Below are 19,804 nucleotides of genomic sequence, written 5' to 3'. Positions count from 1 at the left end.
CTCCACCACGAGACGAAAAGGAGATCGACATGACGTCGTTCAGCATCATCGGAACCGGGAACATGGCACGCGCGATCGCGGGAGTCGTGTCGGCCGGAGGCGCCGACGTCCAGGTCCTGGCGCACGGTGACCTCGCCGCCGTCGCACCCATCGACGGGGTGCGCATCGAGGCCCACGGCACCGCCCTCTCGGGCGACATCGTCGTCCTGGCCGTCCCCTACGGCGCGATCGACGACATCGTCGCGACCTACGGCGGGCAGCTCGCCGGGAAGACGGTCGTCGACATCACGAACCCGGTCGATTTCGCGACCTTCGATTCGCTCGCCGTCCCCGCCGGATCGTCGGCCGCTGCGGAGATCGCGACGAAACTCCCCGCCTCGAGCATCCTGAAGGCGTTCAACACGAACTTCGCCGCGACCCTCGCGACGAAGTCGGTCGACTCCCTCACCACGACGGTGCTCGTCGCCGGCGACGACGCGGACGCGAAGACCGCGCTCGTCGCCGCCGTCGAGGCCGGCGGCGTACGCGCCATCGACGCCGGCTCGCTCAAGCGCGCGATTGAGCTCGAGGCCGTCGGCTTCCTGCAGCTCACCCTCGCCGCCGGGGAGAAGACCTCCTGGACGAGCGGCTTCGCCCTCGCCCGCTGATCCAGCCCCTCCCGAAGCACGAGAGCGGGGACGGTGCGCGACCCGACGCGCACCATCCCCGTTCTCCTGTCCGACGGTTCAGGAACGCGGCGTCGCCCGGCGGATGACGAAGTAGCCGCCGACGGCACACAGGAGAGCGGCGACGAGGACCGCGGCGAAGATGCCAGGCACCGTGAACGTGGCCATCCAGGTCCACACGTCCGCCCATGCGCCCATCAGGCCGACCACGAGGCCGGCTCCCAGGAAGAGCGCGACGAACACGACTCCCGCCATGAGCACGCCCATCACCCGCCAGCGCATGTAGAGCGTCGTGGCCGCCGCGCCGATGAAGAACACGAACATCTGGAGCGCGAACGTCGAGAAGAAGTCGTGGTACCAGGGACCTGCTCCGTACCAGAGCGTGTCGAACATGTAGGTGCCCGTCCACCAGTGATCCGTGACCTTCTCGAGTTGGACGAGGATCGTGAACGCCGCGGCGTTCGCGATCGACAGGAGCGTGAAGAGCACCGACGTCCCGATCCAGAAGTCGCGTCGGGTGACGCCGAACCCGAGGGCGAAGGGGAACGTCATCCCGACCGCCTGGACGCCGACCGCCACGAGGTACCACTGCGGGGAGAGCACGGCCCAGCTGTAGCCCATGCCGCTCGTGTCGCTCCCGCTCACCGTGATGATCGACGCGATCGCGACGCTCACGGCGAAGGCGATGCCCACGATGAGCCACGGGATGCCGATGAAGACGGACGGCGCCGCGAGGTGGAGACGCACGACGCGTCGGATCCGGTCGGCGCGGGACGGGGCGCTCGACGCGAGGGGAACGGTTGCGGTGGTCATGAGACGACCTCCTTCTCGGCGGAGAGATCGGCGCCCGTGAGGTGCACGATCAGTTGCTGCAGGGAGACGGGGGCGAGCTCGAGCCCGAGCTCGTGCGCCTCGCGGCGCTGGAGCGCGTCGAGCGCGCCCATGAACGTGACGGACGCGAGTCCGCCGATGCCGTCGCGGCCGATCACCTCGCGACCGGCCACGAAGGACTCGACCGCGTCTCGCGTCCCGGCCACCGTCGTGGCCGACCCACGGACCTCGTCCGCGTCGCGGTCGATGAGGATCCGACCCTGGTCGACCAGCACGATGTGCTCGAGCAGGTTGCTGACCTCGTCGATCAGGTGGGTGGAGAGCACGATCGTGCGCGGGTGCTCCGCATAGTCGGTGAGGAGACGATCGTAGAAGGTCGTGCGGGCGACCGCGTCGAGTCCGAGGTAGGGCTCGTCGAAAAAGGTGAGCGGCGCACGCGAGGCGAGGCCGACGATCACGCCGACCGCCGAGAGCTGTCCGCGGGAGAGCTTCTTGATCGGCCGGTTCAGCGGCAGCCGGAACTCATCGATGAGCTCGTCGGCGAGCCCCTGGCTCCAGTGCGGGAAGAACAGGGGCGCGCTCTCGAGCACGTGCTTCGGCTTGAACGAATCCGGGTACTTCTGCGACTCCGCGATGAAGCAGATGCGGCTCAGCACGTCGACGTGCTCGGCCGGCTCCCTCCCGAAGACCTCGAGCCGGCCGCCGTCGGGGAAGATCTGGCCCGTGAGGAGCTGCATGATGGTGGTCTTGCCCGCGCCGTTTCGGCCGAGCAGGCCGTAGATGCGGTTCTCCTCGAAGGAGAGGTCGATTCCGTCGATGGCGGTGAACGAGCCGTAGGTCTTGGTGAGGCCGCTCGCGCGGACGACCGGTGTCGCCGTGTCGGTCATGGGGAGGTTCCTTCCGTGCGGATCATGTCGGAGAGCTGGGTGGCGGAGATGCCGAGCTTGGCGGCCTCCGTGAGGAGCGGACGGACGAACTCGTCCGCGAAGCGGGTGCGGCGGCGTTCGACGAGCATGTCGCGCGCTCCGGTGGTGACGAACATCCCGATCCCTCGCTTCTTGTAGATGACCCCGTCCTCGACGAGGCGGTTGACGCCTTTGCCGGCCGTGGCCGGGTTGATGCGGTGGAAGGCAGCGAACTCGTTCGTGGACGGGATCTGGCTCTCCTCCGGGAGACGCCCCTCGATGATGTCGTTCTCCACCTGCTCCGCGATCTGGATGAAGATGGGCCGCGATTCGTCCATCATCCCCTCGACCTCGTTGGTTCATTACTCATGTAACTAACCAACCAGGCCGGGGCGACCGTGTCAAGAGGACGATCGAATTCGTTCGGTCCACCGTCGCCGGTGGGCGTTAGGGTCGCGGGATGGAGCGCATGACGAGGGCTGCGCTCGCGAGTACCTACCGCGAGCGCCAGCACCTCCATGACCGGATCGATCTCGAGGGCTTACCGATCGAAGATCGTGTCCTCTCCGAGGTGCGGCACCAGATCGGGATGCAGTCGCAAGCCCCGCTTCCGCCGTACACGGCGCTCTGGACGCGGATCACGGGCTTCGAGCCCCTCGCCGCGTCGGCCCTCGTCCGCTCGGGAGCGCTCGTACGGGTGGTGTGCATGAGGTCGACGATCCATCTCGTGCGCGCGGAGGATGCGTGGTCGCTGCGCTCCCTCACGGCGCCCGTGCTCGAGCGCGAGTTCACCTCGGCCATCGCCAGACGTGTGCCCGGCGTCGATGTCGCCGCCGTCGTCGATCGGGCGGCGGGCGTGCTCGACGGCGCCGATCTGCCGGCGCGGGACCTCGGCCGCGACCTCGCCTCGCGATTCGACGGCTCTGCGCCCGCGGATCTGGTGAACCTCGTCCGCTGCCACCTCCCCCTCGTGCAGCGCCCGCCCCGCGGGGAGTGGGGCGCCACGGGCGGGGTCGTCTACGCCCGCCTCGACCAGCACGTGCCCGTGCACGAGGTCGAGCCTCTCGAGGAGGTCCGCTCCCTCGTCCTCCGCTACCTCGGCGCGTACGGTCCGGCGACGCCCGCCGACTTCGCGCAGTGGTCGGGGCTCCGTGGTGCGCGGGAGGTCTTCGCGTCCCTCGGCGACGCGGTGGTGCCGGTGGAGGTGGAAGGACGGACCCTCGTCGACCGTGCTGATGCTGTCCGTGACGGTGGCGAGCGGAAGGCGCCGACCGCGCGCCTGCTCGCCGAGTTCGACGCCGCGGTCCTCTCCCATGCCGACCGCGCGCGCATCCTGCCGGATCCGTCCGTGATCGCCTCCCCCAACGGACTCATCCCCGCGACGTTCCTGGTCGACGGAGCCGTCGCGGGCACCTGGTCCCTCTCGATCGCGGACGGCGAGGCACACGCGTCCCTCCACCCGGCGGGAACCCTGTCGCAGCGAGTCCAGAGCGCCCTCCGCCGCGAGCTCCGCTCCCTGGCCCGAACCCTCCACGGCGCCCGCCTCACCGACACCACCCTCTCCCCCGGATAGCGTTTGCGCCGTCTCGCGGCACTGTATCGCCGCGAAACGGCGCAAACGCTCTCCCTGGCGGGCGTGGGAGACGAGGCGCGGGTCAGGTTCGGGGAGGGCGGGCAGGGGGTCAGGCGGGGAGGAGGACGACGGGGACCGGGGAGTGGCGGACGATCTTCGTGGCGCTCGATCCCATGAAGACGCGGGCGACGGGACCGGCGGGCTTCGACCCGATCACGAGCACGTCCCCCGGTGTCCAGTCGACGTCGTCGACCGCCGCGCGCCAGTCCGCACCGACCGCGACCAGCGTCTCGGTGTCGGGGCCAACGATCCCGCCCGCGCGAAGTCTCTCGAACGAGCGCTCGACCTGCTCCCGCCATCCCGCGAACACCTCGTCCTCGGCGTCGAGCCCCACCTCGGGAGGGAACATCGCCGGGCGCCGCAGACCGAACGTGACGACCCGGACGTGTGCCTGCGTGGGCGCGACGAGATTGCCGAGCCGCGTGAGCGAGGGCATCTCGGTGTCGTCGCCCGACCAGGCGAACGTCAGCCGCTCGACGCCGTCGGTCGGCGCCCGATACCCGCGCGGGGCGACCGCGACCGGGACAGGAGAGGAGTGCACGAGCCGGTCGGCCGTGGACCCCAGTACGACCTGACCGAGCCGAGCGTCGGCCACCGACCCCAGGACGATGACCGTGGCGTCCACCTCCCGGGCGGCGGCGACGAGCGCGGCCGGAACGGATCTCCCCTCGACCCGCCGGAGGGCGACCGCACGACCGGGTGCGCGCTCGGCGAGGCGGGCGCGCGCCGTCGCCAGATCCTCGTCGGCGACCCGGCGGGACCACTCGATGAACTCCGTGTCGACCCGCGAGATCGACGGGGTGCCCCATGAACGTCGCGCGACGCTCACCACGGTGAGACCCACGCCGAGTCCATCCGCGAGCGCGGCTCCGAGCTCGAGGGCGTCGCGGGCGCCCCGGCCGTCCGCGTACCCGACGAGGACCGTCACGACGCGCTCCCGCCGCGCGGGCTCGCAGTGCCGCGACCGGCGGCACCCGTCGACCCGGCGCCGCCGTCCGCTCCCCCGTCCGCGCCGTCGCCGCTCGCGGTGCCGTTGAGCTTGCTGTGGCGCCGCCCCCACAACAGGTAGAACGCGAGCACGACCGCGAGCCAACCGAGGAACCACGCGTACGTGGTCCAGTGCAGGCCGGACAGGATGTACAGACACGCGATGATCGACACGATCGGCACCACCGGATAGCCGGGCACCCTGAATCCGCGGGGCAGGTCGGGGCGCGTGCGGCGCAGGACGATCACGCCGAGGGAGACGACGATGAACGCCACGAGTGTTCCGATCGACACGAGGTCCCACAGGCTGTCGAGCGGGATGAATCCGGCGAGCGATCCCACCGCGATCGCGACGACGACCGTGGTGTGGACGGGCGTGCGGAGCGTCGGGTGGACGCGGGCGAACATCGACGGCAGGAGGCCGTCCCGACCGATCGCGAAGAGGATGCGTGTCTGCCCGTACATCGTCACGAGCGTGACGGAGAAGATCGAGATGACCGCTCCGATCGCGAGGATCGTGCCGGGCCACGCGGCCCCGACGACGTTCTCGAGGATCTTCGCGAGGCCGGCCTCCGCCTGGTCCTCACTCGAGAAGTCCTGCCACGGCTGGGTGCCGAGCGCGGAGATCGCCACGAGCAGGTAGATCGCGATCACGGTGATGAGGGCCGCGATGATGGCACGCGGCAGGGTCTTCTGCGGGTCCTTCACCTCGTCTCCCGCCGTCGACACCGCGTCGAGCCCGATGAAGGTGAAGAAGATCGTGCCGGCCGCCGCCGTGATACCGGTGACGCCGTTGGGGGCGAAGTCCGCGAAGTTGTCGGCATTGAACGCCGTGAAGGCGATGGCACTGAAACCGAGCAGCACTCCGAGCTTGATGATGACCATGACGGTGTTCGCCGCGGCCGACTCGCTCGTGCCCCGGATGAGCAGGATCGCGCACATCATCACGAGCACGACCGCCGGGAGGTTGATGATGCCGCCCTCGAACGGTCCGCCCTCGAGCGCGTCGGGGATGCCGACGCCGAACACGTTGACGAGGAGGAGGTCGACGTAGTCGCTCCAGCCGACGGCCACGGCCGCCGTCGAGACGCCGTACTCCAGGAGGAGACAGGCAGCGACGCCCATCGCCACGATCTCGCCGAGGGTCGCGTAGGCGTACGAGTAGGTGGAGCCGGAGACGGGAACGGCCGACGCCATCTCGGCGTAACAGAGCGCCGAGAGGCCCGCGGCGAGCCCGGCGAGCAGGAAGGCCACGATCACGGCGGGGCCGGCGTCCGGAACCGCTTCGTGCATCACGAAGAACACACCCGTGCCCACGGTCGCTCCGACACCGAACATCGTGAGTTGGAACGCGCTGATCTTGCGCGACAGCCCATCGGGGTTCTCGCTCGGCGCCGTGATGGGCTTGCGGCGGAAGAGTTGTCGTGCGGCGCTCATGCGGCCCCCGTTCCTGATCGTTGACCGATCGTAGGAGGGTCGCGCCGCGGTGACAACCCGAGAACGGGCGGAGACAACCCGAGGACGGGCGGAGTCGACCCGAGGACGGGCGGAGTCGACCCGGGGAGGACCAGGGCCTGTCAGCGCGGGTCGAGCCGACCGACGAGCGCTTCGATCGACGAGACCTCCGGCACGAACCAGACCTGGTTGCCGGCGTTCGATTCGACGACGAACGCCGAGAGTGCCGCGCTCTGCGCGATCGTCTCCGTGAGGTCCCCCACGATCGCGACGGCGATGACGTAGGTCGCGAACTTCTGGAGGAACTCCGCCGCGATCCCGGTGCTGAGGTCGAAGAACAGGGCGTCGAAGCGTTCCACGGGGATGGCCACGACGGCCGCATGCGCGGCGAAGGCCTCCTCGAGGATCGCCGTGGCGTCGTCGGGGGTCGAGATCGCCCCACCGAGGTCGCCGATGACCAGGACCGTGGTGTCCGCGTAGGTGAGCGTCGTCATGCCCCGACGCTACACGTCGTCGGACGGCACCGGGCGGAGGATTCCGCCGAGGTCGCGCCGGTCGTCCGTCCGATGGAGGGGGATGTCCCGCTGCTCGGACTCGAGCCGGAGCCGGGCGATCACCGCGTCGATCGTGGGCTGGTCGAGGAGATCCCCGAGGTCGACGGCGAGGAAGCCGGGCTCCGGCCGTGACACGCCCCGTCGACGTCCGCCCGTGCCCGTCCGTCCCCGCCCGCGCCGGCCCGGGCTCCGGGGGAACGGCCGCACGAGGTGCGCGAGGCGGGCGTCGATGATGCGGGCGCGGGCCGCCCCGACGTCGGCGACCGCGATCCCGACGGTGACAGCGCGGCGTGATCCCTCAGCGCGCTCGGCGATCCCGATGGCCGAGATGGCCTCCCATTCGAGGAGGGGCAGATGGGTGAGGTTGATGCCGGCCGAGGACATCCCGAGCACGACTCCGCCCTCGGGCGCCGATGCCTCGAGGAGCCGCCGCGTGCGGCGAGCGGTCATCACGGCGAGCACGATCGAGACCCCGCCGACGGCGAGGGCGAGGGCCGCGAGGAGTGGACCCTGGCGGCTCGCCTCGGCCGGCCACCCCGCCCCCGCTTCGCGCGCGAGCACGACGCCCGCGACCACGAGCAGCAGCAGGGATGCGGCGAGCGCGACGCGCACCGTCCAGACCGCGATGCGCGATCGGCGGTGCACGCGCGCAGCATGGGCGGCCGAAACCTCGGCGTCGAGCCGCCCATCGCCCGGGTGGCGCCCGAACACGTCAGACACCAGAGACCTCCAACCGCTGTCCGCGCCACCGTATCCCGACGGAGCACCCGGCCCGGAAATCGTCCACTCTGCCTGTGGACAGGCCGCGCCCGGAGCCTCGAACCGAGGAGGCGGACGAAGTTCGTCGCCTCAGGCCGGCAGGACGCCCTCGCCGAGCGCGAGCCGGTACCCGAGGCCGGGCTCCGTCAGGAGGTACCGCGGCGCGGACGGCTCCACCTCGAGCTTCTTGCGGAGCTGACCGATGTAGAGCCGCAGGTAGCCGCTGTCGCCCGTGTGGTTGGGGCCCCAGATGCTCGAGAGCAGCTCGTCCCTCGTGACGAGGCGATCCGGGTTCCGTGCGAGGAGCTCGAGGATCTTCCACTCGGTGGGCGTCAACCGCACGGGCGCCGGCCGCCCATCGGCATCGCGCGAGACCGTGTGGGCGGCGAGGTCGACGGTCACGTCGCCGAATGCGACGACGGGTTCGTTCGGAGCGGCGGGGATGACGCGGCGCGTGAGCGCGCGCACGCGTGCGAGCAGCTCGTCGATCACGAACGGCTTGGTCACGTAGTCGTCGGCGCCCGCGTCGAGCGCCTCCACCTTGTCCGCGGCGTCGCTGCGCCCCGAGACGACGAGGATGGGCATCGTCGACCACCCGCGCACGGCCTCGATGACCTCGATGCCCGAGAGCCCCGGCATCCCGAGATCGAGGACGAGCAGGTCGGGGTGCTCCTCGATCACGGCGTTCACGGCGACCATGCCGTCGGGCGCCGTCACGACCTCGTAGCCGCGCGCCCCGAGGGTGACGCGGAGGGCGCGGAGGATCTGCGGGTCGTCGTCCGCGATGAGGAGCTTCACGGGTCCATCCTGCCGGAGGCGGGCCGGAGGGACACGACCATCGTCAGTCCTCCACCGGGGGTGTCGTCGGCCTCGAGCGTGCCGCCCATCCCCTCGGTGAGCCCGCGGGCGAGCGCGAGTCCGAGCCCGAGTCCCGTGAGGTTGTCCGTGTCCCCGAGCCGCTGGAACGGCACGAAGATCTCCTCACGACGATCGGCCGCGACCCCGGGGCCGTGGTCGACGACCCGCACCTCGACGCTGTCCCCGAACGCGCTCGTCGCCACCCGCACGCGCCGACCGGGAGGAGAGAACCTCACGGCGTTCGCGAGGATGTTGACGACGACCCGCTGGAGCAGCGCCGCGTCGGCGGAGACGGACGGAAGGTCGGGCGCGAGGTCGAGTTCCACCTGGGACGGACCGAGCCCGAGCTCATCGAGCGATGGCAGGATCACGTCGTCGATGTCCACGTCGTCGAGGACGACGGCGAGGGCGCCCGCCTGGAGCCGACTCACGTCGAGGAGGTCCGACACGAGGGCGGCGAGCGCCACGAGGCTCTCGTCCGCCGTGGCGAGGAGCTCCTCACGCTCCGCCGGTGTCAACACCACCTCGGTGGACCGCAGGCCGCCGACAGCGGTGATCGCGGAGGCGAGCGGGCGGCGCAGGTCGTGACTCACTGCGGACAGCAGGGCGCTGCGGGTGCGGTCGGCGTGCGCGAGGGGACCGAGTTCGCTCGCCGTCGCGCTCAGCTCGCGGTGCTCGATCGCCGCATCGAGTTGCGTCGCGACGACGCCGAGGAGCCGGCGCTCCGACGCGTCGAGGATGCGGCCGCGCAGCTCGAGGGCCGCACGTCCCCCCACGCGCACCGACTCGGAGGGCTCGCCGGCCGCGGGATCGCCGTCGGCCGCGAGCACGGTACCCGCCGGCTCGTCCGCGACCAGACGCACGCTCGCGAGCCCGAACGCCTCGCGCGTCCGGCCGACGAGCGCCTGCAGCGCGTCCTCGCCACGCAGCACGCTCCCGGCGGTCGTGGCGAGGAGTTGGGACTCGGCCGCCGACCGACGAGCGGCGCGGGACCGGCGGGCGGCCTGGTCCACGACGTAGCTCACGAGCAGGGCGTTGACGACGAAGAGCGCGAGCGCGAGCGCATGGAGGGGCTCGGCGATCGTCACCGTGTGGAGCGGATCGACGAAGAAGAAGTCGAGGGCGATTCCGGAGAACACCGCCGCGACGAGGGCCGGCCAGAGGCCCCCGACGAGGGCGACGACGACGACGAGCAACTGGAGGCTCAGGACGTCGCTCGTCATCGACTCCTCGCTGCGCACCGAGACGAGCAGAGCGGTGACGAGCGGGCCGGCGATCGCGGCGAGGGCGAACCCCGCGCGTCGCCGACGCGCCGAGAGCCCTCCCCCGAGGCGCGGCAGGGCGAATCGTCCGGCGGCCGCGGCGTGCGTGACGATGTGCACGTCGATGTCGCCCGACTCCCGGACGACCGTCGCGCCGATCCCCTGGCCCGAGAGGGCGGCGACGAGTCGGCTGCGGCGGCTCGCGCCGACGACGAGCTGCGTGGCGTCGACGGACCGGGCGAACTGCACGAGGGAGCGGCCCACGTCGTCCCCGACGATCTCGTGGAAGGTGCCTCCGAGGGATTCGACGAGGGCCCGCTGCGCGGCCAGGGCCTCGGGGTGGCGGCGGGTGAGGCCGTCCTGACTCACGACGTGCACGGCGAGGAGCTCGCCTCCCGCCGACCGCGCGGCGATGCGTGCGCCCCGCCGCAGCAGCGTCTCGCCTTCCGCTCCACCCGTGAGACTGACGACGACGCGTTCCCGCGCGTCCCATCGGCCGTGGATACCGTGTTCGGCGCGGTAGGCGGCGAGAGCACTGTCCACCTCGTCGGCGAGCCAGAGCAGGGCCAGCTCCCGGAGGGCTGTGAGGGTGCCGAGCCGGAAGAAGCTCGACAGGGCGGCGTCGATGCGTTCGGCCGGGTAGACGTCGCCGGCGGCGAGACGGTCGCGGAGCGCCGACGGCGCCAGGTCGACGAGCTCGACGCGATCGGCTGCGCGGAGCACGGCGTCGGGCACGGTCTCCCGCTGCCGAACGCCCGTGACCTGCTCGACGACCTCTCGGAGCGACTCGATGTGCTGCACGTCGACGGTCGTGAGCACGGAGATCCCGGCCTCGAGCAGGGCCTCGACGTCCTGCCAGCGTCTCTCGTGCCGCGATCCCGGCGCGTTGAGGCGGGCGAGTTCGTCGACGAGCGCGACCTGCGGCGCCCGGGCGATGACCGCCTCGAGGTCGAGATCGGTCGGCTCGAGCATGCGCCGAGGGACGGCGTCGACCCCCGCGGCGAGCGCCTCGGTCGCGGGGCGGCCGTGGGACTCCACGACGGCGATGACGACATCGGAGCCGAGCTCCCGGAGGCGCCGCCCCTCCTCGAGCATCGCGAACGTCTTCCCGACACCGGGCGCGGCACCGAGGAGCACGTGCAACCGTCCGCGCGCCATGCCTCACCCTCCCGATCGGGTCCGTCCCGTCGTCCAGGACGGAGACTACGCCCCGCCCGGGCCTCTCAGGAGGAGGGCGGGACCGGGGGGCCCATGACGAGGAGCGCCGCGAAGACGAGCGAGACGAGGACGACGGCCGTGATCGCGGCGACGACCGGGCGGCGGAGAACCCACGCTTGAGTGTGCTCGATGACGCCGCGCGGGGCGTCGCCGCCCGGGGCGAGTCGCCAGCCGCCGTCGAGACGACCGCGGCGGTCCATGACCACGTCGAACGGGATGGTTGCGAACGGCACGATCGCCGTCGCGAGGCCGAGCAGGCCCGTGCCGAGGCTCCATCGCCTGTCGATCCACACGAACACCGTCACAGCGACGTAGCAGAGGAAGACGAAACCGTGCACACCACCGGCCGGAGGCACGAGCGCGTCGGTCGACTGGGTGACGTACTTGAGGAACATGGCCGTGAGCAGGAAGGCCCATGTGATGGCCTCGGCGATCGCGGCCACACGGAAGAGGAGTCGGGGGGTCATCGTGCCTCCAGCCTACGTACGACCGGGTCACGGAACCCTGAACGGGCCGCGACGGCCGATCACCTCTTCTCGCAGGCGATCCCGTCCTTGTCCCGGTCGGACTTCTTGTTCTCGTTGTAGAGCGCGGTGCTGACCGTGAAGTTCGTGACGGGCTTCGTCTTCCCCGACACCTTGTCCTTCGCGCCCTTCTTGCCGACGCCGTGCGGGTACTTCTTGTTGAGCGCCGTGCAGTTGGCGAAGGGCTTCGCGGCGAACGGGGAACCGGCGACGGCGACGGTGCCGGTCGACGGGGCCGCGACAGCGGCGGCGGGAAGCGGGGAGAGGACGGCGCCGACGAGGACGGCGGAGGCCGCCAGACGTGAGAAACGGGAGAGGGGCATGGGGATCCTTCGGGGAGGGACGCCGCTCGGGTGCGGCGCCTGCTCACAGTAGGCCTCGAGACAGCGCCCCGCATTCCCCCGTTCGGAGGGCGCATCCCCGCCGGGCCGTTCGCCACCCGCGGGACCACCGGCGGCCGACGCCCGCTAACGTGAGGTGGGCGGACGAACGTCCGACCACGGAGGGTGCGGCGATGACGCAGACACACACGAACACGGACCGGTCCAACTGGGCGAAGAACTACGTCTACCGGGCGACCGAGATCCTCGAGCCCGCAAGCATCGACGAGGTGCAGCGTGTGGTCGCCGCGAACCGTCGGGTGCGGGCCCTCGGCACTCGCCACTCCTTCAACGCCCTCCCCGACACGGACGTCCTCGTCCACCTGGGCCGCATCCCGTCGGACCCGGTGATCGACGCCGCCGCGGGGACCGTCACCGTGGGCTCGGCCACCCGCTACGGCGACCTGGCCCGCCACCTGCACTCTGAGGGCTTCGCCCTCCACAATCTCGGCTCCCTCCCCCACATCTCGGTGGGAGGCGCGACCGCGACGGGAACGCACGGCTCGGGCGACGGCAACGGGACCCTGTCATCCGCCGTGTCCGGATTGCAGCTCGTCACGGCCGACGGGGACCTCCTCGACGTGGACCGCTCCACCCCCGGCTTCGACGGCATGGTCGTGGGGCTCGGCGCCTTCGGTGTCGTGACCCGCGTGACCCTCGACGTGCGCCCGACCTTCGACGTGCGGCAGGACGCCTTCGTGGGGCTGCCGTGGGATCGTCTCATCGAGGACTTCGACGCCATCATGGGCTCCGCGTACAGCGTGAGCGTTCTCACGATGTGGTCGGGCGACACCGTCGACCACCTCTGGCTGAAGACCATCGTCGCGGAGGGCGGTCCCGACGACATCGACGCGACGCACCTCGGCGCCATCGCCGCCCCGTCGGCCGAGCTCTTCGACGAGCAGCCCACGAACATGACCGTCTTCGGCGGCGTCGCCGGACCCTGGTCGGAGCGGCTGCCCCACTTCCGCCTCGATTCCACACCGAGCGCCGGCGAGGAGATCCAGTCGGAGTACCTCGTGCCGCGCGACCGCATCCGCGAGGCCCTCACGGCGCTCCGTGGGATCGGACCGCGCATCGACGAGGTGCTGCTCATCACCGAGCTGCGCACCGTGGCCGCCGACGGCCTGTGGCTCAGCGGGGCGTCGGATCGCGACGTCGTCGGTGTGCACTTCACGTTCGCGCCGGACACCGAGCGCGTCGACCGGGTGCTCCCGGCGATCGAGGACATCCTGCTCCCTCTCGGTGGGCGACCGCACTGGGGCAAGCACTTCCTCGCGACCGCCGAGCGGCTCGCGCCCCTCTACCCGCGGCGGTCCGAATGGATCGAGCTCGTCGAACGCCACGATCCCACCGGCACCTTCCGCAACGGATTCCTCGAGGAGCGCGTGTTCGGCGACTGACTCGCCGGCGCTCGGCTGCGTCGCTCAGCCCTCGTCGGGGTCGGTGGGCTCTTCGATACGGTCGCCGCGCGGCACACGGAGCCCGTCCTCGGGAGACGCCCCGTGAGATCCACCGGCGATCTGGTCCACCGTCAGGAGACCATCGGGGTCTCTCGCATCCCGCTCCCCGGTGAGCCGCTCCCCCACGCTGGCCGCTCCCGACGTCGGCGCCCCCTCCGAACCGGTCGGCTCGTTCCCGTCGTGCGTCTCGTTCTCATCGAGCTTCTCATTCTCGTTCGGTCGCGACATCGCGCGTCCTCCCTTCGGGTCTCGGTCGGCGCAACGGCCGCTCGAAACTACGCTTGACGGTCGGGTACGCCCTTGTCAATGCCCTCCCGGCCGGGAGGCGGCGTGCGTAGCGTTGACCATGGTTCGGATGACGATCCGGTCCAGGGAACAGGAGCGGCCACGAATCGCGGGCGCTCTCTCCCGGGCCGCTCATCCGGCGTGGGGATGGGGTGTGTCGGGTCATCCCATCCCCACTTCTCTTCCACCTCCCCGTGACGGGAGTGCTTCGGCGCGCCCGCCGAGACGGACCCGAACCGACGACCCGCATCACGCACGATCCGAGGATCCGATCGGGATCCAGACGAAAGGAAGCATCCAATGAAGGCACTCACCTGGCAAGGGAAGCGCAACGTCTCCATCGAGGACGTACCGGACGCGCACATCGTCGAACCGACGGACGCCGTCATCCGCGTGACGTCCGCAGCGATCTGCGGCTCCGACCTGCACCTCTACGAACTCTTCGGCCCGTTCATCGGCAAGGGCGACGTCCTCGGCCACGAGACCATGGGCGTCGTCGAGGAGGTCGGCCCCGGCGTCACGCGTGTGAAGGTCGGCGACCGCGTGGTCATCCCCTTCACGATCTCGTGCGGCGAGTGCTACATGTGCAAGCGCGGACTGCAGTCGCAGTGCGAGACCACCCAGAACCACGACTACGGCACGGGTGCGTCGCTCTACGGCTACACGAAGATGTACGGGCAGATCCCCGGCGGACAGGCGGAGTACCTGCGTGTGCACCGCGCCGACGTCAACTGCATCGTCGTGGGTACCGAGCTGAGCGACGACCGCTACCTCTTCTTGAGCGACATCCTCCCGACCGCCTGGCAGGCCGTGCAGTACGCGAACGTGCCGGACGGCGGCAGCGTCGGCATCTACGGCCTCGGTCCGGTCGGTCAGTTCTCCGCCCGGATCGCCGCGCACCTCGGCTACGAGGTCTACGCGATCGACCCCGTGCCGGAGCGCCGGGCCCTCGCCGAGAAGTACGGCATCCGCACCTTCGACTCCACGAAATCCGTCATCGACGAGATCCGCGACGCGACGGACGGTCGCGGACCGGACGCCGTCGTCGAGGCCGTGGGGATGGAGGCGCACGGGTCGCCCGTCGCCGCCGCAGCCCACGCCGCCATCGGCCTGCTCCCCGATGCGATCGCGCGCCCCGCGATGGACAAGGCCGGGATCGACCGGCTCTCCGCCCTCCACGGTTCGCTCGACCTCGTGCGCCGAGGCGGCACCGTGTCGATCAGCGGCGTCTATGGCGGCGACGCCGACCCGATGCCGATGAAGTCGATGTTCGACAAGCAGGTGACGATGCGGATGGGCCAGTGCAACGTGGCCCGCTGGATCCCGACGCTGCTGCCGCTCGCCGAGCAGGACGGCGACCCCCTCGGCACCGCCGACCTCGTGACCCACCGCGTGCCGCTCGCCGAGGCGCCGCACATGTACGAGGTCTTCCAGAAGAAGGAGGACGGCTGCATCAAGGTCGTCCTCGACCCCGCGGCCTGACCCGCACACACGAAGACGGCCCCGTCGGGTGCCGTGCTCGCCGCCGATACCGACGGGGACCACGGCACCCGGCGGGGCCGGTGTCGTTGCGGGGCTCTACTGCTCCTGGGGCTCCGGGACCTCGTCGAGGTCGAGTCCGCGCACCGAGAAGGACGCGGTCATGAGGCGCTCGAGCCACACCTGGTTCAGGGTGGGGGGCTTGCTGCCGTTGAAGCGGAAGTGGAGGTGACTGTGCTCGTTGAGCCAGATCGAGCTCCGACCGGAGCCGAGGGCCAGCGAGTAGGACCACGAGAGAAGGAAGCTCTCCTGTCGGCGGAGCTTCTGGCTGATGACGAACTTGACGTGCGCGAGCTGACGGTCTTCGAACTCGAAGGTCTCGGTGCCGTAGATGAGGGAGGCCATGGGTTGACTATGACACCTGGCGGACGGAATCCGAAAATCTCAGGCTGAGCCCATCGGAAGTGAACGTCAAACCGCCGCTTAGGTGGCCTCGAGAAGCACACGAGGGCCGACGAGACAAGAGCTTCCCGAGTCGCAACGGGTCCCGCTACCGTCGGGCCGGCGGGCCGATGGATCACGAGCATCGGACCGACCACTCGAGGAGGAGAGAAAATGACGAAGATCCGACGGAGGCTCGTCTCGACCGCAGCGATCGCGGCGGCGGTGACGTTGACGGCCTGCAGCTCAGGCGGAGCGACGGGCACGGGCGACGTGTCGTTCGGGACCGAGGTCTCCGGAACGCTCAACGCGTGGGGATTCGAGAACGCGGACGACGTGGGCACGTCGCGACTCGAGTACGCCGCCGACCGGTTCGAGGGACTCGAGATCGAGATCGACCAGACCGCGTTCGACGCCCAGAAGTTCACCACACGCGTCGCCGGCGGAACCGTTCCGGACGTCGTGCAGATGGACCGCCGCTTCGTCGCGACCTACGCGTCCCAGGGGCTCATCGTGCCGCTCGACGAGTGCTTCTCGTCACACGACGTCGACCCGACGTCCGCCTACTACGAGGCCGTCCTCGCCGATGTCACCTACGAGGACGCCGTATGGGGCGTCCCGCAGTTCTACCAACCCCCCGCGATCATCGTGAACAACCGCGTCCTCGACGCCGCCGGGGTGAGCCCCGAGGAGATCGACACGTCGAAGCCCGATGTGCTCCTCGGCGCCATCGAGAAGATGTATCAGGAGGAGGGCGGAAACCCCTCGGTCCTCGGGTTCGATCCGGTCGCGAGCGGACAGGCGAGTCTCTGGGTGCTCGGGGCCGGCGGCCAGCTCATCGCCGACGGCGAGCCCACTCTCGACGACCCGGCGAACGAGGCGGGCCTCGAGCTGCTCAAGCGCATCACCGACGCCCAGGGCGGCTACGCGAAGGTCAAGAGCTTCACGGATTCCTTCGACACGTTCGGCGAGAACAACCAGTTCGTGGCCGATCAGGTGGGAGCGCAGGTCGACGCGCAGTGGTTCGTGAACGTCCTGAGCCCCTACGTCGATGCGGTGGACATCTCCGCCGTACCGTTCCGCGGCCCCGACGGAGAACCGTTCGCCGTCGCCGGCGGCCAGGCCTTCGTCATCCCGGCCGGTGCGAAGAACCCGGACGCGGCGTGCGCGTGGGCGCTCGAGCTCACGAGCCAGGAGGCATGGGAGGCGGCCGGCAGTGCCCGTGCTGCCACCCTCGAGGAGACCCCCGGCGCGATCAACGCCGGCCTCTTCACCGCATCGCCCGCCGCCGACCAGTCCATCCGCGAGGAGTACGTGGGCGACAGCGGTGACGCCGGGTTCGACCAGACGATCTCGACCTACTACGACGCGGTCGCCAATGGTGTGACGTTCGGGGCGTCGCCCGCGGGCCAGCAGATCGAGACCGAGCTGAACAACGCCGTCCAGTCGGTGCTCCTCGGCGACAAGACACCGGAGGACGCTCTCGCAGACGCCCAGGCGGCGGCGATGCGCGCCTACGAGCAGGCCGACGGGTAACGACGGTTCCGTGTGGGAACGAAGAAAGGCCCGGGAGCAACGCTCCCGGGCCTTTCCGTCTCCGATCGACTCCGATCGGTGAGACGTCCTACTTGAAGACGTCCTTGACGTTCTCGCCGGCCTGCTTGGCGCTCGCGGAAGACTGCTCCGTGCGACCCTCGGCGACCTTCTCGTCGTCGTTGGTGGCCTTGCCGAAGCCTTCCTTGGCCTGTCCGACGAGCTTCTCGGCGGTGTTCTTGATCTTGTCGTCTGCACCCATGTGATCGTCCCTTCGAGTGGTCGTATCGCCGGAGGTCCCGACGTGCTTCGACGGTACGCCGGATCCCCGCCCGGGTCACGGGCCTTGCGTTTTCGGAACGACGCGCCTAGAACGTGATCCCGTGAGCGCGTGACACGTCGATGTCGTCCCCTTGACATCGAGGAGGAGCAGCAGGAGAAGCACGGTTCTCGGTCGAAATCAATGTATTGAGACGCCCTCTTCGACAGCCGTAGCCTGCCGATCATGTCGCAGGCCAGAGCCACCCACACCCCGGTGTCCGAGATCCGGGTGAAGAAGTACAACCGGCGGGAGGCCATCGCGGGATACCTCTTCATCAGCCCCTGGATCATCGGCTTCCTCGTCTTCACGGCGGGCGCCATGGGCTACAGCCTCGTCATCTCGCTCAGCGACTACAACCTCGCGACGGGGGACATCTCCCCGACGGGCATCGACAACTACGCCGGGTTGTTCGAGGACCCCAAGGTGGGACTGTCCCTCGCCAACACGCTCTTCTACGCCGTACTCGCGGTGCCGTTCGAGATCGTCTTCGCCCTGCTCCTCGCATTCGTGCTCAACCGGGTGGGCCGGGGCGCCGGGTTCTTCCGCACCGTGTTCTACCTGCCCCGGATGACGCCGACGGTCGCCACCGCCTCGATGTTCCTTCTGCTCCTCAACGGCAACACGGGAGCGATCAACCAGTTCCTCGCCGTCTTCGGGATCGAGGGGCCGCAATGGCTCATCGACCCCGACTGGGTGAAGCCGTCGATCGTCCTCATGACCCTCTGGGGGGTCGCCGGGACGATGGTCATCTTCCTCGCCGCGCTCAAGAACGTCCCCGTGGAACTGTACGAAGTGGCGGCGCTCGACGGCGCTGGTCCGGTGCGCCAGTTCTTCTCGATCACCGTGCCGATGATCTCCGGCGCGATCTTCTTCAACATCATCGTGCTCACGATCGCCGCCCTGCAGGTGTTCGACCAGGCGTACCTGCTGTTCTGGCGCGACCAGACCAACGCCTCGCCCGAGTCATCCCTCTTCTACGGCGTCTACCTCTTCCAGCAGGCGTTCCGGCAGTTCGATTTCGGGTTCGCCGCCGCGATGGCGTGGCTGCTGTTCGTCATCATCCTTCTCATCACCCTCGTACAGGTGAAGATGAGCAACCGCTTCGTGTACTACGAGGGAGACAACCGATGAGCGCATCCACGTCCACGGGCACATCCACCGGGTCCTCGCCGGAGCCCTCACCGAACAGCGGTCCCATCGTGGGGCTGCCACCCGCGCTCGACGAGGAGCTCGCCGAGCGCCCGGCTGCACGCACCGAGCGGCGGTTCGCGGGCGACGGTCGGTACCGGCGGCGGCGAGCCGTCGCGAAGGGCGTGCTGTGGACGCTCCTCGCGGCTCTGAGCGCGCTGTTCCTCTACCCGTTCGTGTGGCTCGTCGCCGCGAGCCTCAAGCCGCGCGGCGAGGTCTTCGACAACCGGCTCATCCCGAACACGATCCTGCCCGGGAATTACGCGGAGGTCTGGAACCAGCTCCCGCTGTTCTCGTGGATCCTCAACAGCATCGTGATCGCCCTGCTCGCGGCCGCCCTCGTGTCGATCTCGAGCTCGCTCGTGGCGTTCGGCTTCGCCTACTTCCGGTTCCCGGGCCGCGGGATCCTCTTCGGTCTCGTCCTCGCCACCATGATGTTGCCCGGCGCCGTCACCATGGTGCCTCAATACCTCATCTGGAAGAACCTCGGCCTGCTCGGGACGATCCTCCCGCTGTTCGCCGCCAACCTCTTCGGTTCCGCGTTCTACATCTTCCTGCAGCGCCAGTTCTTCCTCGGGCTGCCGAAGGAGCTCTTCGAAGCCGCGCGGCTCGACGGAGCGAGCTACTTCGGTCTCTTCCGTCGCATCGCCCTGCCGTTGTCGATCCCGTCATTCGTCATCATCTTCCTCTTCGAATTCCAGGCCAGCTGGAACAACCTGCAAGGCGCTCTCATCTACCTGAACGCCGGGTCGGTCGACGGTTTCACGGTGCCACTCGGTATCGCTTACGCCATGACGACCTTCAGTCCGTCCAACGGCGGACAGGGCGACTACCAGTACGTGATGGTGGCGAGCGTGATCGTGACCATCCCGATGCTCCTCCTCTTCGCGTTCGGCCAGCGCTACTTCATCGAGGGCGTCGCGACGCAGGCGCGGAAGGGCTGAGAGCGGCCCGACGACGCGGTCTCGGGTCACGGAGTATATGTGCTGCCGTTGCACCCCGGTAGCCGCGGACCGGGCGTTTGTGGTTCGGGCTCCTCCCGCGGGACCATAGGGAGTACGC

The 19,804-nt window shown here is 69.8% G+C and carries 21 protein-coding genes; 7 read left to right on the top strand and 14 right to left on the bottom strand.

The features are described 5' to 3' along the window. Positions 1-29 precede the first annotated feature (29 nt). Positions 30-647 (top strand): NADPH-dependent F420 reductase, encoded by a 618-nt coding sequence (locus tag ELQ94_RS01870; protein ID WP_127046598.1) that lies wholly within the window; start codon positions 30-32, stop codon positions 645-647. Between the two features lie 78 nt (positions 648-725). On the opposite strand, the gene ELQ94_RS01865 is transcribed toward ELQ94_RS01870, so the two are convergent. The 3 genes from ELQ94_RS01865 to ELQ94_RS01855 are packed head-to-tail and all read right to left on the bottom strand — an operon-like array spanning position 726 to position 2,742. Beyond that, entirely contained in the window at positions 726-1,478 is a 753-nt protein-coding gene (locus ELQ94_RS01865) for a hypothetical protein (protein ID WP_127046596.1), read from the bottom strand. Then, positions 1,475-2,383 (bottom strand): ABC transporter ATP-binding protein, encoded by a 909-nt coding sequence (locus tag ELQ94_RS01860; protein ID WP_127046594.1) that lies wholly within the window; start codon positions 2,381-2,383, stop codon positions 1,475-1,477. Before ELQ94_RS01860 ends, ELQ94_RS01865 begins: the two co-directional genes overlap by 4 nt. Then, on the bottom strand, positions 2,380-2,742 hold the full coding sequence (locus ELQ94_RS01855; protein ID WP_127046592.1) for a GntR family transcriptional regulator: 363 nt from the start codon (positions 2,740-2,742) through the stop codon (positions 2,380-2,382). Before ELQ94_RS01855 ends, ELQ94_RS01860 begins: the two co-directional genes overlap by 4 nt. Before the next feature lie 119 nt (positions 2,743-2,861). Here ELQ94_RS01855 and ELQ94_RS01850 point away from each other — a divergent pair, with 119 nt between their 5' ends. After that, a complete protein-coding gene (locus ELQ94_RS01850) occupies positions 2,862-3,974 on the top strand; it encodes a winged helix DNA-binding domain-containing protein (RefSeq protein WP_127046590.1) in 1,113 nt (370 codons plus the stop codon). Positions 3,975-4,083: 109 nt separating this feature from the next. Here the strand turns inward: ELQ94_RS01850 and ELQ94_RS01845 are convergent, their stop codons facing one another. The 8 genes from ELQ94_RS01845 to ELQ94_RS01810 form a co-directional block, all read right to left on the bottom strand. After that, positions 4,084-4,962 (bottom strand): universal stress protein, encoded by an 879-nt coding sequence (locus ELQ94_RS01845; RefSeq protein ID WP_127046588.1) that lies wholly within the window; start codon positions 4,960-4,962, stop codon positions 4,084-4,086. Continuing rightward, the gene (locus ELQ94_RS01840) at positions 4,959-6,458 is read right to left on the bottom strand and encodes an amino acid permease (protein ID WP_127046586.1); all 1,500 of its coding nucleotides are present in this window, start codon (positions 6,456-6,458) and stop codon (positions 4,959-4,961) included. Before ELQ94_RS01840 ends, ELQ94_RS01845 begins: the two co-directional genes overlap by 4 nt. Positions 6,459-6,598: 140 nt before the next feature. Next, a complete protein-coding gene (locus tag ELQ94_RS01835; RefSeq protein ID WP_127046584.1) occupies positions 6,599-6,970 on the bottom strand; it encodes a DUF4180 domain-containing protein in 372 nt (123 codons plus the stop codon). A gap of 9 nt (positions 6,971-6,979) precedes the next feature. Further along, the gene (locus ELQ94_RS01830; protein ID WP_127046582.1) at positions 6,980-7,750 is read right to left on the bottom strand and encodes a hypothetical protein; all 771 of its coding nucleotides are present in this window, start codon (positions 7,748-7,750) and stop codon (positions 6,980-6,982) included. A gap of 129 nt (positions 7,751-7,879) precedes the next feature. Further along, complete coding sequence (locus ELQ94_RS01825) at positions 7,880-8,587, bottom strand: response regulator (RefSeq protein ID WP_127046580.1); 708 nt, start codon at positions 8,585-8,587, stop codon at positions 7,880-7,882. Continuing rightward, positions 8,584-11,067, bottom strand: a complete 2,484-nt coding sequence (locus ELQ94_RS01820) for a sensor histidine kinase (RefSeq protein WP_127046578.1) — start codon at positions 11,065-11,067, stop codon at positions 8,584-8,586. Before ELQ94_RS01820 ends, ELQ94_RS01825 begins: the two co-directional genes overlap by 4 nt. Before the next feature lie 65 nt (positions 11,068-11,132). Continuing rightward, complete coding sequence (locus ELQ94_RS01815) at positions 11,133-11,594, bottom strand: DUF3817 domain-containing protein (protein ID WP_127046576.1); 462 nt, start codon at positions 11,592-11,594, stop codon at positions 11,133-11,135. Positions 11,595-11,653: 59 nt separating this feature from the next. Then, on the bottom strand, positions 11,654-11,974 hold the full coding sequence (locus ELQ94_RS01810) for an excalibur calcium-binding domain-containing protein (RefSeq protein WP_127046574.1): 321 nt from the start codon (positions 11,972-11,974) through the stop codon (positions 11,654-11,656). Positions 11,975-12,165: 191 nt separating this feature from the next. Between ELQ94_RS01810 and ELQ94_RS01805 the strand changes: the two genes are divergently transcribed. Next, on the top strand, positions 12,166-13,434 hold the full coding sequence (locus ELQ94_RS01805; RefSeq protein ID WP_127046572.1) for a D-arabinono-1,4-lactone oxidase: 1,269 nt from the start codon (positions 12,166-12,168) through the stop codon (positions 13,432-13,434). 24 nt (positions 13,435-13,458) lie between these two features. Here ELQ94_RS01805 and ELQ94_RS01800 read toward each other — a convergent pair whose 3' ends face one another. Further along, on the bottom strand, positions 13,459-13,722 hold the full coding sequence (locus ELQ94_RS01800; protein ID WP_127046570.1) for a hypothetical protein: 264 nt from the start codon (positions 13,720-13,722) through the stop codon (positions 13,459-13,461). 357 nt (positions 13,723-14,079) lie between these two features. Between ELQ94_RS01800 and ELQ94_RS01795 the strand changes: the two genes are divergently transcribed. After that, on the top strand, positions 14,080-15,261 hold the full coding sequence (locus tag ELQ94_RS01795; RefSeq protein ID WP_127046568.1) for a zinc-dependent alcohol dehydrogenase: 1,182 nt from the start codon (positions 14,080-14,082) through the stop codon (positions 15,259-15,261). Positions 15,262-15,357: 96 nt separating this feature from the next. Here ELQ94_RS01795 and ELQ94_RS01790 read toward each other — a convergent pair whose 3' ends face one another. Beyond that, positions 15,358-15,663, bottom strand: a complete 306-nt coding sequence (locus tag ELQ94_RS01790) for a DUF7882 family protein (RefSeq protein ID WP_127046566.1) — start codon at positions 15,661-15,663, stop codon at positions 15,358-15,360. A gap of 210 nt (positions 15,664-15,873) precedes the next feature. On the opposite strand from ELQ94_RS01790, the gene ELQ94_RS01785 reads away from it, so the two are divergent. Then, the gene (locus tag ELQ94_RS01785) at positions 15,874-17,235 is read left to right on the top strand and encodes an ABC transporter substrate-binding protein (protein ID WP_127046564.1); all 1,362 of its coding nucleotides are present in this window, start codon (positions 15,874-15,876) and stop codon (positions 17,233-17,235) included. An 88-nt stretch (positions 17,236-17,323) separates the two neighbouring features. On the opposite strand, the gene ELQ94_RS01780 is transcribed toward ELQ94_RS01785, so the two are convergent. After that, positions 17,324-17,494: a CsbD family protein gene (locus ELQ94_RS01780; RefSeq protein ID WP_127046562.1), complete on the bottom strand. Its 171-nt coding sequence runs from the start codon at positions 17,492-17,494 to the stop codon at positions 17,324-17,326. Positions 17,495-17,737: 243 nt separating this feature from the next. Between ELQ94_RS01780 and ELQ94_RS01775 the strand changes: the two genes are divergently transcribed. Further along, positions 17,738-18,685, top strand: coding sequence for a carbohydrate ABC transporter permease (locus tag ELQ94_RS01775; protein ID WP_127046560.1), 948 nt, complete (start codon positions 17,738-17,740; stop codon positions 18,683-18,685). Continuing rightward, positions 18,682-19,686, top strand: a complete 1,005-nt coding sequence (locus tag ELQ94_RS01770) for a carbohydrate ABC transporter permease (RefSeq protein ID WP_127046558.1) — start codon at positions 18,682-18,684, stop codon at positions 19,684-19,686. Before ELQ94_RS01775 ends, ELQ94_RS01770 begins: the two co-directional genes overlap by 4 nt. Positions 19,687-19,804: the final 118 nt, after the last annotated feature.

Origin of the sequence: Labedella endophytica (genome assembly GCF_003990045.1) — a bacterium.
Lineage (GTDB): Bacteria > Actinomycetota > Actinomycetes > Actinomycetales > Microbacteriaceae > Labedella > Labedella endophytica.
Note: the sequence above shows the minus strand (reverse complement) of the source record. Positions and strands in the feature narration are given on the sequence as shown.

Bases quoted from the DNA above. Each gene is read 5' to 3' on its own strand.
- ELQ94_RS01840 (WP_127046586.1), bottom strand. From the start codon at position 6,458: ATGAGCGCCGCACGACAACTCTTCCGCCGCAAGCCCATCACGGCGCCG.
- ELQ94_RS01810 (WP_127046574.1), bottom strand. From the start codon at position 11,974: ATGCCCCTCTCCCGTTTCTCACGTCTGGCGGCCTCCGCCGTCCTCGTC.
- ELQ94_RS01780 (WP_127046562.1), bottom strand. From the start codon at position 17,494: ATGGGTGCAGACGACAAGATCAAGAACACCGCCGAGAAGCTCGTCGGA.
- ELQ94_RS01850 (WP_127046590.1), top strand. From the start codon at position 2,862: ATGGAGCGCATGACGAGGGCTGCGCTCGCGAGTACCTACCGCGAGCGC.
- ELQ94_RS01775 (WP_127046560.1), top strand. From the start codon at position 17,738: ATGTCGCAGGCCAGAGCCACCCACACCCCGGTGTCCGAGATCCGGGTG.
- ELQ94_RS01770 (WP_127046558.1), top strand. From the start codon at position 18,682: ATGAGCGCATCCACGTCCACGGGCACATCCACCGGGTCCTCGCCGGAG.
- ELQ94_RS01785 (WP_127046564.1), top strand. From the start codon at position 15,874: ATGACGAAGATCCGACGGAGGCTCGTCTCGACCGCAGCGATCGCGGCG.
- ELQ94_RS01870 (WP_127046598.1), top strand. From the start codon at position 30: ATGACGTCGTTCAGCATCATCGGAACCGGGAACATGGCACGCGCGATC.
- ELQ94_RS01805 (WP_127046572.1), top strand. From the start codon at position 12,166: ATGACGCAGACACACACGAACACGGACCGGTCCAACTGGGCGAAGAAC.
- ELQ94_RS01820 (WP_127046578.1), bottom strand. From the start codon at position 11,067: ATGGCGCGCGGACGGTTGCACGTGCTCCTCGGTGCCGCGCCCGGTGTC.
- ELQ94_RS01855 (WP_127046592.1), bottom strand. From the start codon at position 2,742: ATGATGGACGAATCGCGGCCCATCTTCATCCAGATCGCGGAGCAGGTG.
- ELQ94_RS01795 (WP_127046568.1), top strand. From the start codon at position 14,080: ATGAAGGCACTCACCTGGCAAGGGAAGCGCAACGTCTCCATCGAGGAC.
- ELQ94_RS01865 (WP_127046596.1), bottom strand. From the start codon at position 1,478: ATGACCACCGCAACCGTTCCCCTCGCGTCGAGCGCCCCGTCCCGCGCC.
- ELQ94_RS01860 (WP_127046594.1), bottom strand. From the start codon at position 2,383: ATGACCGACACGGCGACACCGGTCGTCCGCGCGAGCGGCCTCACCAAG.
- ELQ94_RS01790 (WP_127046566.1), bottom strand. From the start codon at position 15,663: ATGGCCTCCCTCATCTACGGCACCGAGACCTTCGAGTTCGAAGACCGT.
- ELQ94_RS01835 (WP_127046584.1), bottom strand. From the start codon at position 6,970: ATGACGACGCTCACCTACGCGGACACCACGGTCCTGGTCATCGGCGAC.
- ELQ94_RS01815 (WP_127046576.1), bottom strand. From the start codon at position 11,594: ATGACCCCCCGACTCCTCTTCCGTGTGGCCGCGATCGCCGAGGCCATC.
- ELQ94_RS01800 (WP_127046570.1), bottom strand. From the start codon at position 13,722: ATGTCGCGACCGAACGAGAATGAGAAGCTCGATGAGAACGAGACGCAC.